A 16,253-nucleotide genomic window follows, 5' to 3' on the forward strand; every position below is an offset into this window, starting at 1 on the left:
AAAATTAGTCCTTGAAAAAAATAATCAAATTGCGTATCTTAAAAGAACACCTGACACATTAAACTTAACTGACAACTTTAGACACTAAATTTTTATTGCCTGTCAGATTAAATCCTAACTACTACAACTATTTGACCGAAGCTGAGAACATCTATAACTAAAGTAACTTAACCTTTAGTTCCTATTGTGCTTCGTAAATTTTGTTTTATACGTTTCAACCTTATTTCCCATATTTGGCCTAATGACAATTCTGACATAAGTTTCTCTCGTAATCTTGCTTAACTCTGTTTGAAGGGATTTGCTATAAGGTTTAACATTACCTGCTTTTATCTCTTGCTTCCATCCTAGAGGGTGCCAGACTCTAAAACGTGAGCTATACATTATCCCTGATGTTTAGGGAAGAGGGAATTTAACCCTCACGCTTTCGCGACTTCGGATCGCACTAACGTTGACGCCAGTGAATGAACAAATACAATCATGCTGCAAAGCGCGGCAAATTTTGCATTGGAAACAACGCTTTCAGATAGAAGCTATAGATCCTCAAGCCCAAAAATAGAGGCGCCTTAACTATCCTTATCCTTGTCCTTGCTTTTGTCTTTGCACACCTTTAGTACCTGTTTAGCGGCACTTTCCAATGCCTCCCCTATCTCTACACCTAAGTATTGATTGGCCAATTTAACATCTATGGCGAGCGTTTCTTGGACCATATGCGCTACTTCTTCTACATGGCTATAGCCCGCAGCGTAACGTAGATCATAGAGCCGTTCAGCTAACTTGATAAACAATACAGAAAGCTGTATGTGATCTTCTTTGATCGCCTTCTCTAATCGATTCTCCAGGTAAAGCAAAGAAGGATATCGATTCTCCAGGTAAAGCAAAGAAGGATGGTACAACTCTTTTCGTTTCTATACCCCTAGTATATTTAATACAAAGGCATAGACACCTAAATTATAATCGTCCCTGACATAAGAAAGCGGCAAACAGGTATGACGTACCAATTCATAGAGCAAAGCGGCATAAATGACTTTAGGGGAGTGAAAACCCATTCTACCACTAATTTAGCAATCCCTACCGCGCGTACATAAAACAATTGACCCGAAGCATGCCGCTTAAAGCGAAAGTGTTGCCTGAGTAATAAAAGCAAGCCTGAAATCGTACCTGCATCAATAGGATCTATGTCATGAGAAAATTGAGAGACATGGTCATGGAACTGCATTAACTCCATCATGGAATCGGCTTGTTTATTAAGGGTAACAGGCGTGTCTGAGGTTAAGCAATCTATAGGTAGCTTAGTCGTGATCTTCCTAAGGATTTCATTGAGATCACTAGGCAGTACCAGGAGTAGCGTGGGTTGCTGCCCATCAGGACCATATTCCAAATAACCATAATGGGCACCGACAATACTGGATATGGTTTCTTGCTGAAGGTCTATGGATGGGGGTGTTTCCTTCCTCCCTCGAGGACCCATCACATCGATCCTATCATCATAAAGGTCTTTCACTTTAGGCAGTTGCTCAGAAGCAATAGGTACCTGACTTACCACAAAGGCCGTAGCTGGGAAAAGCATAAATAAAGGGTAACTGCCCTCAAAAGGATCTGCTTGCTTAAATTGAAAGGTAGTGTGGTGCAATTGTATGCCAACAATAGGTGCGCAAACACCCTCTAACCTACTCACCCGTAGAACAGCCTGAACCAATACATATACTACCTGATTGATATCACATACAATATAGAAGGATCCCTCTCCCGTAGACTCTTTCTTGTGCTCCACAAGTAGCCTAGACGGATCAGCCACCTCTTGAGACAAAGCAAACTCCACTTTACGCACCAACTTATCTAAGGTAATCTTAGTAGGTTGCAATAGGGCATGTGCCTTGGCCTTTTCTCTTTTATTAAAATAGGCAGCCCAATCATATAGTTTATTGATAATACCCTGAAAATCCTCCTTATATAGAGGGATGCTGCTATCTAAAAAGGAAACAGATTGCTCTACTTTACCTATTACTTGTTCTAAAATAGCGCCATAGCCTTTAGAGACATTGGGCACAGTAGATGGAACCGTAGACAAGTCATAAAGGGATTCCTTTAATTTTTGAGATGCCCTAACCTTATATTGATTTTTAGGTAAAAATTTTGCACCATATAACCACCCATTTTGGCTTTACAACAAATAATAATAGCCACAACGAGTAGGGTTACCATAAACAACGGCAACAGAGCAGATAAGGCTGAAAAGGACAATCCAACAGAGATCGGATAAATGGCTACTACGCATATAATGGCTACAACCCCTATACCCAAATAGAGCGGCAATACCCATAAGATTATAGCATAATAGGCCAAGGATAAAGATGCACTAAAAACGGGATCCACTAGGTGCCACCAATGTCAAAGTAGGCGGGCAGGAAGATAAACTACCAAACCTATCAGCCAACATAAACCAATGAACCAGTTTGGGCTTACTTGGCTAAAAAAGTTTTATAACGTGCAACTAAGCTATAAGCGGTAAAAATAGCACCCAAAAGTACCTGGTATATAGCCCAATAAATGTGATCTGGCTTAATAAACCAATACCCCAGAACAGTGGTAATAATCATATAGAGTCCGGTTAAACATAGTGTACGATCACTGGGTCTCAACTTAGCCAAAGTAACTTTTGGATTCATCCAAGCATTTTTAATGGCTTCTTTACGTTCCGCCCTCTGCCGCGCATGCGCTTGTTGCATTTGTTTAAACTCGTTATCTGGTTCAACCGACCCTGCACTTTTGGGCTGCTTGAGTAGATAGTGGGCAGCCATCATAGCCAGACCATTGGCTACCATAGCCAGAAAAGAGCCATCCCACCTTATGAAAGCTTGCACCCATTTGTTCCAAAATAAAATAATGAGTACACCTGTAACCATACCAATCAAAGCGGTACGTGAGGTACCTCGAAAGCCTAAAATGGCCAAGATGAAAGGCGCCGTTACGACAGGCACAAGAGAAGCAAGCCCCCAATAGAGCAGCTGCAATAAGTCATTGCAGTAAAAGGCGAGTAACATAGCCAATAGACCTACTACTAGCGTAGGCCACCGTGCGATCTTGACCTGAAACGCATCAGCCAGCTCTTGCCCGTTATATAGTCCTTTGACTATATCATGACTCACCATAATCGCACAAGCATTTAAACAAGAATCTGCGGTAGCATAGGCAGAAGGGTGAACACGGGTTTATCTACTGTTAGAAACATAAACCAAGCGAGAATAGGAATAACAACCGCAAAGGTTATAAACTGCAATACATCTGTAAAGGTAACAGCACGAATGCCACCAAAGGTAGAATAAAAAATAAGGAGTAAAGTGGTCAAGATAGGAACGATATAGGGATTAGCTGCCTGAAAACACATGCCAATAGCCTGGGACATTACGGTGATTTGCATCGTAATACTAAAGATAGCGCTACAGATACCCACAAGTACAGCTATCATACTGGGATATCTACCATAAATATGGCCTATCGTTTCGGCAACAGAGAGGTGGTGCATAAATGGCCCCATACGTAAAGCCAATCTACTCACAACCCATAAACCCAAAGAAGACAACCAGGTGAGCATCATCCACGATAAGCCCATACTATACACACACTCTACATTACGCACTAGCCCTCCTCCTCCATACAAAGTAGCCAATACAGTAAAGACTAAGGTCGCAGTAGAAAATTGTTTACTCCCTACTGCATATTCTCGAAAAGAAGTTTTTTTCCTACTAAAATAAATAGCTACCAACAAAGTTAATAACAAAAAAACAGCCACTATCCATAGCGAAACATCAAAACATAGCATACAAGCAAGCGATTAAAAACAAGCGGTTAATTTGAAAAAATCACAAAATAGTTATAGCGCTAAGGCCAGCTTTCATAATACGCATTTTTTTTATAAAAAATCAAGTAAAGAAATGTGTATAAAGATAGCAAGCAACTGATGCTATACCCCTGAATAGATAGGCGGAACGGGTTATGCCAAACGTTGCCGAAACACTTCGTAAAGCATAATACCAGCTGCCACAGAGACATTAAAAGAAGCAATAGGGCCTTGCATAGGAATGCAGATATGCTGTGTAGCTACGCTTAAATGTTTTGCCGCTATACCTGACCCTTCTCCACCTAAAAGCAACGCAGTAGGTAGGGTTAAGTCTACCTTGTATACGACTTGTGCAGCTTGTGCATGACAAGCCAATAGGGTCAATCCACTGGCTTGTAAATAACGCAAGGCCTTACCTAAATCTGCTACGCGACAGATGGGCAAGGTGGCCAATGCACCTGCTGAGGTTTTCATTGTTGCACCTGTTAAAGCAGCACTGCCTTGGGTAGGTAGTACCAATGCATCCACACCCATAGAAAGCGCAGTACGAGCAATAGCGCCTACATTATGTACATCTGTTACGCCATCGAGTACCACGATTAAAGGGGCTTTTCCTTTTTCAAAAGTGGCCTGCACCAAGGCATCTAAAGGGGTAAAGACAATAGGCGATAAAATGGCTACGACACCTTGGTGGTTGCCACGCACTATGCGCACCAATTTTTCAATGGGCACATAACTAAAAGGAATTTCATGTTGACGCACCAGGTCATACAATTCCTTTACACGCGCTGTTTTCAGCTTATTTTGAAAAAAAACTTTATCAATCGTTTGGCCCGCACGTATGGTCTCTATAATTGCCCTACAGCCAAAAATAAAACGTAATGGAGTGTTAGATGTTTTTTGAGAAGGGTTCATAGCAAGAAGTTTACAACAGCGAAATCTGCTGCAAGGGGCATTTTACAGCAGGCCTTAAATTAAGAAGGAAAAGTTGCGGGGATAGGACTCGAACCTATGACCTTCGGGTTATGAGCCCGACGAGCTACCAACTGCTCCACCCCGCGGTAAAGTCTTCACTATCAAGTGCTACATTCCCTATGCAGCCACTTGAATTATTACGAATTTATATGTTTTTTTGTAACATTGCAAATATATGATGCGTATGGATGAAGCTAACAATGAATATAAGTGTGGTTTTGTAGCTATTATTGGCAAACCCAATGCAGGCAAATCTACCTTAATGAACCTATTGGTCGGTGAACAACTGGCGATTACTCATTCCAAGGCACAAACGACACGCCATAAACTCCATGGGATTGTTTCTGGGCAAAACTTTCAAATTGTGTATATGGATACACCAGGTGTGATTACACCTGCTTATCCGCTACAAACAGCCATGATGGAAGCGGTAAAAGTCGCGCATGCAGATGCAGACCTGATCATCTGGCTAGTAGATGTCAACGACCTCGAGGTCCAGTTTTTTGCAAACCGCACCAAAAAGCCGATCCTATTGGCGTTGAATAAAGTAGATTTAATCACAGCTGGCCAACTCCATACAAGAATGGCCTATTGGCGCCACCACCACCCAGACCTATCCATCCTACCGATATCAGCCATAAAAAATGAAAACATCGATGCACTCATCCAACAAATTGTTCAACGGTTGCCTATTCATCCTCCTTATTATCCAGAAACAACCTTAACAGATAAACCAGAACGATTTTTTGTACAGGAAATCATACGTAAAAAAATACTAGGCCAATACCATCAAGAAATACCCTACAGTGTAGAAGTAGTGATAGACGCCTTTAAGGAAATGGAAAACCTGATTAAAATTCGATCGATTATACATGTAGAGCGCCAAACCCAGAAAGGTATTCTCATTGGCCAAAGAGGGGATGCGCTGAAAAAGTTAGGGATAGCAGCCAGGGAAGCATTAGAAAACTTTTTTCAAAAGAAAATTTTCCTAGAACAACGTGTGAAGGTTACCCCAGACTGGCGAAAAAATCAATTACTCTTAAAAAGATTTGGTTATCCAACGGTTCTAAAAAAGAAAAATGGAAATCAGTAGACTACTTGCGAAGTTAGATGACTAATGGTTATTTTGATGCCATTTTAGGGCAACGCTATCTATCAGATCGTTGGTGTGCCCTCCATGGCGTAAGATTCAGGGAAATCTATTCTAGCACAAAGATGAAAATGGCTAGTTGGTATATGCCGCTGCCCGTGGCCGCTTATATCCGCCAACTTTTTTTATCGGCGGCCATAGTATCTGTTCACATTACTGGTTAATAATGATTTTTTTCACTTTTTTCTTTATAAAAAAGTGAAAAAATCAAGCCGTCAGTAAAAAGCCGCTGAAAGTGGCATCTTACAGGGGCGGTTTTTTTTGACGCAAGAAACCATCGCGCTGAGCACATACCGGACATAAGCGTTTTAACTTGACGAAATAGCATCAAATATCGATTAAAATGATATTTTCATTATACAGTCCATATAATATATTCCTTAGGCGGGATGCCATTGTTTGTTCAGAGCAACAGGGCCAGCGGGCTGAATAGGTACTTCAAACGAGGTCTAATGGATCATACCCACTACCTCCCCAAGGATGACAGCGGAGCAACCTACGTAAGGTAAGCAGCATACCCTTGCGCAAGCCATACTTGGCAAAAGCTGCTTTTGCATAATGCGAACAGCTGGGTTGAAAACGACAGACAGACGGGTACAAAGGGGCAATACAATGTTGATAGATGGCAATAGCCAAACTACACAATCGCCTCAGGAGCCTGGAAAATAGCACCAACCCATTTCGGAATTTTGCCATGATAAAAGGGTGTGATAGAGAAAAAACTTATATCTGTTGACGCAATGGGATCAACCTAATTATTTTTTATTGATTATCAAATAAAAGTATCCATTCTCTCCATTGGTTAATAATGAACTTTATCCCACTTTTTTCTTGATAAAAAAATGGACAAAAAATCAAGCCGTCGGTGAAAAGCCGCTGAAAGTGGCATCCTACAGATGGAAAAAAAGAAAGCGCCCCCTTTTGGGGGCTTCAGAGGAAACTGTTTTTCCTAATCATCTGTAGGATGACACTTTCTACACCACGACTTTTTACAGGGGCGGTTTTTAACCCAACAAACCAGTCACTTGAACGGATACCTAATAAAAACCACTGCGCTAAACAGATACGTAAGCACAAGCGTACAAAAAATGCTTTATAGCCCCAACTTCTTTAACTGCCGAGCTACTTCACTACAAATGATGTCAAAAAAACGCACTACCCAGCCATATGGATAAAGGTAAAGACCGTTTCCCCCTCTTTAACACACCTATTATGTAGCCTTACCGCCTCCTTAGACCTTACGATGTAATAGGCTTTAATGGCGCCTTGATCTTGTTTATCCTTTAGGGCCTTTTTAAGCGCATCGCTTACCCCTAATTTACCTTCTATGCCTGTAGAAACAATCAAAATGGCTTCCTTAGGATCGATAGCAGAATCTATGGCCAACCACTCTTCTAAAAATGATAGGGGTATACCATCCGCTGTATCATCCTTATCAAACCTATAGCGCATGCCCGCTTGCATGGTTTTTGGGAACTTTTCCTCCGTCACACTACCATAAAAATGGGGCGTTACCACCCAGCTATTTACATTTTGATCCGTATGTATAATATTTTTCTCAAATTGTTTAAAACAATCACGGGTATTAAATGGCTGTTGCTGATGCGTAACGTGCAAACGGAAGCCTTCCGCACCAAATTTGGTAAAGATACACTGATTTTCAGGGAACTTATCTTCTGGTTCATTCAGCTGATCCCACTTCGGATGCAACGTTTCATCTTTTTGTTTTTCCGAAGGGCAAGCGCCAGCCCACAACAGACACAATGGAACCATAGCTATTAAAGGCCTCCTCAAAGGGGATAACAAGCATAAACAATAACGCATAGACAAAATCAAAATAGAGCAAGGTAAAAAAAATACAACCCTAACCGAATGGCTTCTTTAAAGCTAAAAAAAATAAGTCGAATACAAAAACAGACGATTAACGAACAGACCATGGCGTAGGCTTAATGGAAATCGTATCTATAGATACTTTTATTTGACAGTCAATTAACATATACTCCTTAAGCCCCAGTTATTGACCCAACAGATGCAACAAACGGATAGATGAGAAAATAGTGCCCTTACAAGTAGTACAGATCAAAATAGCGCTACAATTCAAACACAATCCCTGGTTTTTTATAAAAAAAGACGTACTATTGTGGAGTATTGTTCATTTCGCTGCCAGGGAGTGCCCTGCTGCGATAGGTTTCTTACAAGGGCCCATAGCTCAGTCGGTTAGAGCATCTGACTCATAATCAGCAGGTCCCAGGTTCAAGTCCTGGTGGGCCCACCTCATTTACTTACTGCTCTATTGTGCATTGTATCTCTTCCAATCGCTGGTTTTTTGCGTTAAAAGAAAAACGCCCCTGTAAAAAGTCGCGGTGTAAAAAGTGGTATTTTACAGATGATGTGGAAAAACAGTTGCCTTTAAAACTCCCACAGGGGGCGATTTCTGTTTTTCCATCTGGAAGATGACACTTTCAGCCACTTTTTGGCGAAAGCTTGGTTTTTTGCCCACTTTTTTATCAAGAAAAAAGTGGGATACAATCCATTATTAACCAGTAACGTGAACAGATACTGTGCATTCTCATCCCAATAAGCATGCGCCTATTGCCATTTATGACAGTGGTGTAGGTGGTTTGGCCATTGCGAGCGCCATTCAATCACTTTTGCCGCAAGAATCAATCCATTATATCGGAGATACGAAAAATTTACCTTATGGCGAGAAGGGATCTATGGCGTTATGTGGTTACGTAAGAGAAGTAGTCGATCTTTGCTTACGTAAAGGCTATAAATTACTGGTGATGGCTTGCAACACCGCTACTGCTGCTGCAGCTCACTGCTTACCTGCTTATCTGAAAACGAAAGAAATAGCTGTGATCAATGTGATTGATCCAGTTATCAGCTACCTCTATAGAACCAACCGTTATAAGAAGATAGGCCTTATAGGCACCAAGTATACCGTGGCATCTGGCATCTACACAGAACGATTGCGCTCCACTGGGATCACACTTACGGCGCTAGCCACACCCCTACTGGTTCCGATGGTAAACGCTTGTTTTAATGGAGAAAAGGTAGATTACCGTTTGGTACATTATTATTTAAGTCAACTCAAACATTTAGATGCCGTCATCCCAGCTTGTACCCATTATCTATTTTTAAGCAAAACATTAAAAAGCATTTTAAGGGCACGAGATCAAAAAACAGTTGAGGTAATAGACGCAGCAGGGCTTACCGCATTAGCGGCCAAGCAATTGCTCACCAAACGGAATCTTTTAAGCCACACAACAAAAAAGCTACCCGATTGTTTTATGGCCACCGCATTAACCACATCCTTTCAAAATGCCACACAACAACTATTTGGTCAAACCCCTATAGCTATTAACCTAACGGATGATACGGAATCAGGAGGCTAATCCTATGCATCGTACCATAACGCTGTATTTGATTTAATTTACTTACATTTGAAAAATATTTCACACCTGTTCTGTTGATTGAGGCCATAGCCATTCCATTCTAAAATAGAATTAATATAATATAAAAACCTGACAATCAAATGTTTAAGATTAAATTTAATATTTCTATTTACCTAACTATTTTTTTTCTTTCTATTGTTGGTTGTGAAAATAAGTGTGAGTCACTGCGCAACACTACCATCCAAACGAATGGCGCAACGGTTTCACTAGATGACTCTCAAGATACAAGGAAACCATTAACTGCTCATAATAAAGGTAGTGATGCGTCACCGTACAACACTAACCTCCCACCGAATGGCACAACGGGTTCACCGAATGCGACTCAAGGTGCTGGACAACCATTAATTGTCTTGTTGCATGGATTGGGTTCAGATGCTTCTTGTTTTGATATATTGAAAGGCAACCTGGAAAAAGCGTACCCTACCGCCAAGATAGTTGCTTTGAAAAGTGTAGAGGGAGACAAGACGTTCTTACATTCTATAAAAGATCAAGCTGACTTAAGCTTCGAAGAACTTAAAACACTTTTAACGTGTCCAGAACACGGAGTTAACAGCCCTATCCTACTAATGGGACATAGCCAAGGGGGGCTCCGTGCTTGTGCTATAGCTGCAAGGAACGAAGGTTTAGATATAAAGGGGATTGTTACAATAGCTTCGCCATGGGAAGGGGGACCTAGCGTTATGCACGATCCAACATTAAAGCCTATACTCGATGGTTTTAGTCAGGCCCTTTTTATTTTTAGCCCCGATCATAGTATACCGAACTTGTTAAAGGCTTTAACAGACTCCAAGAATCAGCCTGGAGTCAAGGATTTAATACCAGGTAGTCAATTTTTAACTGAAATATCGAAAAACCTCCATAAACCAGGCATCCCTATACGAGCTATAGGAGGAACAAGTTCCACTAATATGGAAATACCAGATCTAGGTCTAGATCTAAATCTAAATCCAGATACAATATTAACTAATCTTATAGTTGACAGTAACGATCCTGAGCAAAGACACGATATGGTCGTTCCTCTTTCCAGTCAACTTGCATCGAATATCTCAAAAGATAATAAAAACTTCAAATGCGTGGTCATACAAGATGCCCCTCATGATGCCTGTTTAGTCGAATTCTGCTCTCCAGGCACTAAAGCTATACTCGAACATCCTCAGATGTTCGAAGCGATTAAAGAATTTATTGACAGGGAATTACCAGAAACTACCCAAAAACGCGTAGATACAAAAAAATAGGAAGCTGTTCAACCAATGACGTGAACTTAAGGGAAATCTTATCTGCTCAAGTCACTGCCTTTTGTTTTAAAAGAACAACGCCTCTGTAAAAGGTCGCGGTGTAGAAAGTGGCATTTTACAGATGATTAGGAAAAATAGTTTCCTTTGAAGCCCTCTTTGGGGGCGCTTTCTGTTTTTCCATCTGTAAGCTGCCACTTTTCAGTGGCTTTTTACCGAGGGCTTGATTTTTTGTCCACTTTTTTCTTGATAAAAAAGTGGACAAAAATTCCTTACCACCTACTCCAAGCTTTACGCACAGATTGTGCCAGGGAACGAATGTGTTCCCTACTAAAATCAAAAGAAACACCAGCCGTTTGGTAGACCGTACGCATGGAGGCAGTATAGCCTAGCTTTAATGCATTTAGGTAGTTACACAAGGCTTGTGAAGGGTTTACTTGCGCCTGCTGCCATACGCCTATTGCACCAAGCTGCGCAATAGCATATTCAATGTAATAAAAAGGTACTTCAAAAAGATGGAGCTGTTTTTGCCATAAATTGTTTTTAACCACCTCATAACCAGACCAATCTGTTATACTATCTGAAAAATCACTAAAGATACGATTCCAATTTGCTTCTCTTTCTGCTAAGGTGTGTTCTGGATGTGTATAGATCCAATGTTGAAAGGCATCAATGGTAGCCATCCAGGGTAAACAACTAATCACACGTATCAAATGGTCTTTTTTGGCACGATGGAGTTCCTCTGGATCGGTAAAGAAAACATCCCAATGCGGCATAGTAAGTAGCTCCATAGACATGGAGGCCAATTCTGCCAGCTCTGATGGACAATGTTTAAAAGCATTCAAACGCAAACCATGTACTAAAAAAGCATGCACTGCATGACCGCCTTCATGAAACATCGTTACTAGATCACCTAGCGTAGAAGCTGCATTCATAAAAATAAAAGGCACCCCTGTTTCATCCAAAGGATAATTATACCCACCAGGTGCTTTCCCCTTGCGAGAGGCTAAGTCCAAATGGCCCATCTGTTGCATGGTGCGCAAACAGTCTGCTAAAAAAGGATCTAACCGTTCAAATACGGTAATCGTTTTAGCGACCAACTCTTCCGGATCCCTAAAAGGGCGCAATGGTTTCCTACCCGCTACGTCCACTGCATGGTCAAATGGCTGCAGCTGTGCTAGGCCCAGCTTTTTTTTGCGATCTGCTGCCAGCTCGTTCAGTAATGGGACAATTTCTTCTTTGATGGCGCTATGAAAGGTAAAGCAATCCTCTGGCGTATAGTCAAACCGGTTCATGGATACAAAAGCATAATCTCTAAAATTTTTAAACCCAGCATTCAAAGCCAATTGATGACGGTGCTGAATCAGTTTTGAATAGAGTGCATCCAATACCTCTTTATCCACCAACCGGCGCTCCTGTATCTTGTCATATACCTCTTTGCGAAAGGACCTATCGGTAGCCTCTAAATGGGCGGCTGCTTGCTGCAACGTGCACGCTTTGCCAGCTATCTCTACCATCATCGCAGCTGAAATAACACCAAATTTACTTATATTTAACTGAATTTCAGTATGAATTGGTATATTTTCTTTGCTATAGCAACGCAATTGATTTTCAATTTTTTGAAAAAAGATAGCATATTGTGTTTCCTGACGTAATAAATGGGCTTCTTTTGCGTCTAAAACTTTTCGATGCAATTGATCTGTAACCGCTGCTACATGCGGGGCTATGGCGGTAATATAGTATTCATAGCGCTGTTTAGCCACTGCATCGGTGGTATCGCAAGAAGTATGAATGTAACGCCAGCCAGCATCTTCTTCTAGCACCCCCTCTAGTTCACTCCAATCGGCTAAAAAGTGTGTGAGTCCATCCAAGGAAGAAAGGTCTCTGGCCAGCAGATTAGTATAAAAAGGTTGAATAGAACGCCAGTCTGTTAGAACGTAATCTACTGGCAAAAAAGTACGGATATATTTTTGAATCATATAAATGAAGATTTGTGTATATAAAAAAATTTGATCATAAACAATCCAAATTACTTGCTTATTAGCTAATACTATGCTAAATTTTAAAAAGTTTTTACTAAAACCTTGCACACCATATAACTTTCACCATTCATGCATACTGCCCCCCTATACAACGCACCACAAATGTTGCTATATGCTATACAGCATAATACTCATTTTTATCTTTTCGTGTAGTCAGTCAGACTTTATTGTATACCACTCTAGTAATAGGATAGAAAATATAGGGCAATTTTTAAAAAAAATAATCATACTTTATCAAGCAATTTTAAAAACCCCAACACAAAAAAAGATAAAACGACCAGAGCAGCGGCGCCATATCCATTACATAAAGCAGTGTGTAAAAATGACTATAAAGCGGTTGCCGCTATATATAAGAGCGGATAAACAGCAATATAGCCATGCACCTGATAGACAGGCTAACCAACAAGATACACAACAGTATTTTCCTATCCTCTGGGCAGTAAGTAAAAAATTCTCATACAAAAGTGGCAATGAGGCTAAGAAAAATATAGCCATATTAAAACTATTGTTGCATCATTATCAGAGCAACCAAGTAGATAAAGACAACAAAACGGTCCTGCACTGGGCGGTATATAATAAGCACCACAATGCTGTAAAAGTAATATTAGAATTTTTGAGCAAAAAATTTACAAATGCTATGCATCAACAAGATAACAATGGATTGACCGCATTACATTATGCCGTGGATTTTAATGAACAAGGGAAATATAGGGCAAAACAACTTGAAATTTTACAAGAAATATTGCAATATAGTGGTAGGCATATCAATACAACAGACCGCAATGGCATGACTGTCCTGCACTGGGCAATGGCCAATAATAATCAAAAGGCAATAGAAGCAGTTGTAAATTATGCAAAATGAATACTGTCGCAAGCAGCAGCCAAGGCATTTATACAACGCAAAACGGCTATCAACGCAAAAACGGGTATAGGCGCTTGCACGGCTATATATTGGACCATAAACCCAGAACATGCAGAAGGAGATGAGCAGTCTGCTCGTGAAACGAGTTTACAAATTTTCCAATTTTTATTACCTGAATACAATATTAATGATCAAGATAACCAAGGGAATACTCTAGTACAATGGGCAGCTGTGCTAGATCGTAAGGATATCCTTAAGGTACTGATTGCCCAGGGTGCTGATCTCACCATACAGGATAAAAGAGGTCGAACGGTTTTACATGCTACACTTGAAGCCATAGCTAATACGCGTGCCAAACAGGCGCAAGCCATTAAAACACAAGATTTTAAGGAGATGCAAAAAAATTGTACGTTCATTAAATACCTTACGCATCAATCCATAGTTTCTCCCGCTCATCCCAAAACATTGGTGCTCGTACAATACCATACAGGTGAGGATGATAGTATACTTACTCAATTACTAAACTTACCACGCGCTAAAGTAGGTTTCTATAAATCAGATATAAAGGGCCTTACGCCCCCCAATCTAGAGCGAAAAGACAAGCTTTTCCAGGAACCTATCGCAGCTTCCAACCAGTAAACGTCAAGACTAAAAACAAAAAAAAGACCCTATGATGATAGGCAAAGCAACGCCAACATGATGCCCTTTAAGAAAAGGAAGTTCTGTTCAATAATTTGAATAATCCTTTCGTTATCCTATATTTGTAAGTATTTTAAAGCATAGAGAAGCATGGCAAGAATTTGTGATATAACGGGAAAAAAGCCCATTGTAGGGAATAATGTATCCCATGCAAACAACAAAACCAAAAGATGGTTTTACCCAAATTTGCAAAAAAAGCGTTTTTATATTCCAGAAGAGGGTATTTGGATTCCATTGAAGGTTTGCACTTCTGTGATCCGTACCATCAATAAGAAGGGGATTCATGCGGTGTTAAAAGAGGCCAAACAGAAGGGGACGCTGTCCAAGCAATACCACTGGTTGGTTTAAATGTGTGAAACCTCGTAAAAAGTAGTAAATAAAAATGGCAAAGAAAAAAGGCGGTAGAGTGCAGGTAATCTTAGAGTGTACAGCGCATAAAAGTAGTGGCGTAGCAGGTTTGTCTAGGTATTGTACAGAAAAAAATAGAACCACTACTACTGCACGCATGGAATTAAAAAAGTATAATCCTATACTCAAGCGACATACCGTGCATAAGGAAATTAAATAATTATTAAATAGTATGGCAAAGAAAGTAGTAGCAACCCTTGCTAAAGGAGATGCGGTTAAGTTAACTAAGTTGATTCAAGTAAAAAAATCAGCAAAAACAGGGGCTTATACCTTCCGTAGCAGGATTGTAGCCTCTGAGGTAATCAAAGAGATTGTAGCTAGCAAGGGATAGTGTTCTTCTACCATCCTGCCTGTAGGCAGGATAGGGTTTTATAATCTTAGTATTAAGTAGGTTACTTGCTATGGGTATTTTTGATTTTTTTACTAAGTCAACCAAGCCGCATTTAGTAGAAGCACTATCTAAGACGCGTCAATCTTTTTGGGGAAAGCTATCTAAAGTGATTGCTGGCAAGTCTACGGTTGATGGTGAAGTACTAGATCGGTTAGAGGAGTTGTTGATTGGTGCAGATGTGGGTGTAGCTACAACGCTTAAGATTATAGGCGCCATAGAGCAACGGGTTGAACGGGATAAATACCTGACTACAGCTGAATTGGACCAAATTTTACAGTCTGAAACGGAACAGCTTTTACATATTTCCTCCCCCTCACAGGTGGCTGCGCCACCCGTTTATCCGCATGTCATACTGGTAGTAGGTGTAAATGGTGTAGGTAAAACCACTACTATTGGTAAACTGGCAGCACAGTTTATAGCACAAGGGAAAAAAGTTATGCTGGGTGCTGCCGATACCTTTCGCGCAGCAGCGGTAGAACAACTGACAATTTGGGGCAATCGTGTAGGAGCAGAAGTAGTAGCACGAGCGATGCAGTCAGATCCTTCCTCTGTTGCGCATGAAACGGTACAACAAAGTCTACGCAATAATACAGATGTCGTTATCATAGACACGGCTGGTCGGCTGCATACCAAAGTAGATCTGATTAATGAACTAGCCAAAATTAAACGAACCATTCAAAAGTGTCTTCCTGGCACTCCCCAAGAGATATTGTTGGTGTTAGATGGCACCAATGGACAAAATTCCTTTCTGCAAGCCGAGGCTTTTACAGCGGCTGTAGCTGTAACTGGCATCATTGTTACCAAACTAGATGGGACCTCTAAAGGGGGTATGGTGCTAGGTATAGCCGATCAGTTTTCCATTCCGATCCAGTACATTGGTATAGGCGAAAAAGTAGAAGACTTAAAACCATTTGATCCTCAAGCATTTGTTGCTTCTTTATTTCAAAAATGGTAAGGAAAAAGCTACTTTAGCACCAAAAGTTACCTCCTCTCCCGCTCACGCATAATGCAATATACTACCTACCTCTAGGTATAGTGGCCTGCTTTATTCGGACAGCTTGTTCTTAATTTTATACTGGACTGAAAAAATAGGACAAAAAGTTTTCACTTTATTTTCCGCATGGTTTAGTTTTAGAGTAATAAAATAAATTAATCAAATGGGAAGAAAAAAGATCAGGCATTTTAGTTCAGAAGAAAA

The 16,253-nt window shown here is 40.6% G+C and carries 18 protein-coding genes and 2 tRNA genes; 10 read left to right on the forward strand and 10 right to left on the reverse strand.

Annotated features, from left to right (window positions below):
* Window positions 1-563 precede the first annotated feature (563 nt).
* From NLX65_RS03470 to NLX65_RS03500, 7 genes are all read right to left on the reverse strand, one after another.
* Complete coding sequence (locus NLX65_RS03470) at window positions 564-893, reverse strand: hypothetical protein (protein WP_260537205.1); 330 nt, start codon at window positions 891-893, stop codon at window positions 564-566.
* A 50-nt stretch (window positions 894-943) separates the two neighbouring features.
* A complete protein-coding gene (locus NLX65_RS03475) occupies window positions 944-2,068 on the reverse strand; it encodes a hypothetical protein (RefSeq protein WP_260537207.1) in 1,125 nt (374 codons plus the stop codon).
* A 17-nt stretch (window positions 2,069-2,085) separates the two neighbouring features.
* A complete protein-coding gene (locus tag NLX65_RS03480) occupies window positions 2,086-2,373 on the reverse strand; it encodes a hypothetical protein (RefSeq protein WP_260537208.1) in 288 nt (95 codons plus the stop codon).
* A gap of 86 nt (window positions 2,374-2,459) precedes the next feature.
* Window positions 2,460-3,149, reverse strand: coding sequence for a sodium:solute symporter family transporter (locus NLX65_RS03485; protein WP_260537210.1), 690 nt, complete (start codon window positions 3,147-3,149; stop codon window positions 2,460-2,462).
* Window positions 3,150-3,163: 14 nt separating this feature from the next.
* Entirely contained in the window at window positions 3,164-3,820 is a 657-nt protein-coding gene (locus tag NLX65_RS03490) for a hypothetical protein (RefSeq protein ID WP_260537212.1), read from the reverse strand.
* A 171-nt stretch (window positions 3,821-3,991) separates the two neighbouring features.
* The gene (gene rlmB, locus NLX65_RS03495) at window positions 3,992-4,753 is read right to left on the reverse strand and encodes a 23S rRNA (guanosine(2251)-2'-O)-methyltransferase RlmB (protein WP_260537214.1); all 762 of its coding nucleotides are present in this window, start codon (window positions 4,751-4,753) and stop codon (window positions 3,992-3,994) included.
* 73 nt (window positions 4,754-4,826) lie between these two features.
* A tRNA-Met gene (locus NLX65_RS03500) sits at window positions 4,827-4,899 on the reverse strand.
* A 98-nt stretch (window positions 4,900-4,997) separates the two neighbouring features.
* On the opposite strand from NLX65_RS03500, the gene era reads away from it, so the two are divergent.
* Window positions 4,998-5,906 (forward strand): GTPase Era, encoded by a 909-nt coding sequence (era, locus tag NLX65_RS03505; protein ID WP_260537216.1) that lies wholly within the window; start codon window positions 4,998-5,000, stop codon window positions 5,904-5,906.
* Window positions 5,907-6,401: 495 nt separating this feature from the next.
* On the opposite strand, the gene yidD is transcribed toward era, so the two are convergent.
* Together yidD and NLX65_RS03515 are read right to left on the reverse strand one after the other, a co-directional pair.
* Complete coding sequence (yidD, locus tag NLX65_RS03510) at window positions 6,402-6,659, reverse strand: membrane protein insertion efficiency factor YidD (RefSeq protein WP_260537218.1); 258 nt, start codon at window positions 6,657-6,659, stop codon at window positions 6,402-6,404.
* A gap of 459 nt (window positions 6,660-7,118) precedes the next feature.
* Window positions 7,119-7,736 carry a hypothetical protein gene (locus NLX65_RS03515; RefSeq protein WP_260537220.1) on the reverse strand — a complete coding sequence of 206 codons (618 nt, stop codon included), beginning with the start codon at window positions 7,734-7,736 and terminating at the stop codon, window positions 7,119-7,121.
* A gap of 425 nt (window positions 7,737-8,161) precedes the next feature.
* On the opposite strand from NLX65_RS03515, the gene NLX65_RS03520 reads away from it, so the two are divergent.
* The 3 genes from NLX65_RS03520 (at window position 8,162) to NLX65_RS03530 (ending at window position 10,656) form a co-directional block, all read left to right on the forward strand.
* Window positions 8,162-8,235, forward strand: a tRNA-Ile gene (locus NLX65_RS03520).
* A gap of 289 nt (window positions 8,236-8,524) precedes the next feature.
* Window positions 8,525-9,361: a glutamate racemase gene (murI, locus tag NLX65_RS03525; RefSeq protein ID WP_260537222.1), complete on the forward strand. Its 837-nt coding sequence runs from the start codon at window positions 8,525-8,527 to the stop codon at window positions 9,359-9,361.
* A gap of 140 nt (window positions 9,362-9,501) precedes the next feature.
* On the forward strand, window positions 9,502-10,656 hold the full coding sequence (locus NLX65_RS03530; RefSeq protein ID WP_260537224.1) for an alpha/beta fold hydrolase: 1,155 nt from the start codon (window positions 9,502-9,504) through the stop codon (window positions 10,654-10,656).
* A gap of 269 nt (window positions 10,657-10,925) precedes the next feature.
* Here NLX65_RS03530 and NLX65_RS03535 read toward each other — a convergent pair whose 3' ends face one another.
* The gene (locus NLX65_RS03535; RefSeq protein WP_260537226.1) at window positions 10,926-12,632 is read right to left on the reverse strand and encodes a M3 family oligoendopeptidase; all 1,707 of its coding nucleotides are present in this window, start codon (window positions 12,630-12,632) and stop codon (window positions 10,926-10,928) included.
* 385 nt (window positions 12,633-13,017) lie between these two features.
* Here NLX65_RS03535 and NLX65_RS03540 point away from each other — a divergent pair, with 385 nt between their 5' ends.
* From NLX65_RS03540 to ftsY, 6 genes are all read left to right on the forward strand, one after another.
* Complete coding sequence (locus NLX65_RS03540) at window positions 13,018-13,557, forward strand: ankyrin repeat domain-containing protein (RefSeq protein WP_260537228.1); 540 nt, start codon at window positions 13,018-13,020, stop codon at window positions 13,555-13,557.
* Window positions 13,558-13,653: 96 nt separating this feature from the next.
* Entirely contained in the window at window positions 13,654-14,196 is a 543-nt protein-coding gene (locus NLX65_RS03545; protein WP_312025858.1) for an ankyrin repeat domain-containing protein, read from the forward strand.
* Between the two features lie 150 nt (window positions 14,197-14,346).
* Window positions 14,347-14,604, forward strand: a complete 258-nt coding sequence (rpmB, locus tag NLX65_RS03550) for a 50S ribosomal protein L28 (RefSeq protein WP_114910390.1) — start codon at window positions 14,347-14,349, stop codon at window positions 14,602-14,604.
* A gap of 34 nt (window positions 14,605-14,638) precedes the next feature.
* Window positions 14,639-14,824 carry a 50S ribosomal protein L33 gene (gene rpmG / locus NLX65_RS03555; protein WP_260537230.1) on the forward strand — a complete coding sequence of 62 codons (186 nt, stop codon included), beginning with the start codon at window positions 14,639-14,641 and terminating at the stop codon, window positions 14,822-14,824.
* 12 nt (window positions 14,825-14,836) lie between these two features.
* Complete coding sequence (locus NLX65_RS03560) at window positions 14,837-14,995, forward strand: DUF4295 domain-containing protein (protein WP_260537232.1); 159 nt, start codon at window positions 14,837-14,839, stop codon at window positions 14,993-14,995.
* 70 nt (window positions 14,996-15,065) lie between these two features.
* Window positions 15,066-16,010: a signal recognition particle-docking protein FtsY gene (ftsY, locus tag NLX65_RS03565; RefSeq protein WP_260537234.1), complete on the forward strand. Its 945-nt coding sequence runs from the start codon at window positions 15,066-15,068 to the stop codon at window positions 16,008-16,010.
* Window positions 16,011-16,253: the final 243 nt, after the last annotated feature.

The sequence above is a fragment of the Candidatus Cardinium sp. TP genome, assembly GCF_025215055.1.
Taxonomy (GTDB): Bacteria; Bacteroidota; Bacteroidia; order Cytophagales; family Amoebophilaceae; genus Cardinium.

Coding starts and splice junctions, on each gene's coding strand:
- ftsY (WP_260537234.1), top strand. CDS start 15,066: ATGGGTATTTTTGATTTTTTTACTAAGTCAACCAAGCCGCATTTAGTA.
- NLX65_RS03530 (WP_260537224.1), top strand. CDS start 9,502: ATGTTTAAGATTAAATTTAATATTTCTATTTACCTAACTATTTTTTTT.
- era (WP_260537216.1), top strand. CDS start 4,998: ATGGATGAAGCTAACAATGAATATAAGTGTGGTTTTGTAGCTATTATT.
- NLX65_RS03485 (WP_260537210.1), bottom strand. CDS start 3,149: ATGGTGAGTCATGATATAGTCAAAGGACTATATAACGGGCAAGAGCTG.
- NLX65_RS03535 (WP_260537226.1), bottom strand. CDS start 12,632: ATGATTCAAAAATATATCCGTACTTTTTTGCCAGTAGATTACGTTCTA.
- NLX65_RS03540 (WP_260537228.1), top strand. CDS start 13,018: ATGACTATAAAGCGGTTGCCGCTATATATAAGAGCGGATAAACAGCAA.
- yidD (WP_260537218.1), bottom strand. CDS start 6,659: ATGGCAAAATTCCGAAATGGGTTGGTGCTATTTTCCAGGCTCCTGAGG.
- NLX65_RS03490 (WP_260537212.1), bottom strand. CDS start 3,820: ATGCTATGTTTTGATGTTTCGCTATGGATAGTGGCTGTTTTTTTGTTA.
- rlmB (WP_260537214.1), bottom strand. CDS start 4,753: ATGAACCCTTCTCAAAAAACATCTAACACTCCATTACGTTTTATTTTT.
- rpmG (WP_260537230.1), top strand. CDS start 14,639: ATGGCAAAGAAAAAAGGCGGTAGAGTGCAGGTAATCTTAGAGTGTACA.
- NLX65_RS03560 (WP_260537232.1), top strand. CDS start 14,837: ATGGCAAAGAAAGTAGTAGCAACCCTTGCTAAAGGAGATGCGGTTAAG.
- rpmB (WP_114910390.1), top strand. CDS start 14,347: ATGGCAAGAATTTGTGATATAACGGGAAAAAAGCCCATTGTAGGGAAT.
- NLX65_RS03515 (WP_260537220.1), bottom strand. CDS start 7,736: ATGGTTCCATTGTGTCTGTTGTGGGCTGGCGCTTGCCCTTCGGAAAAA.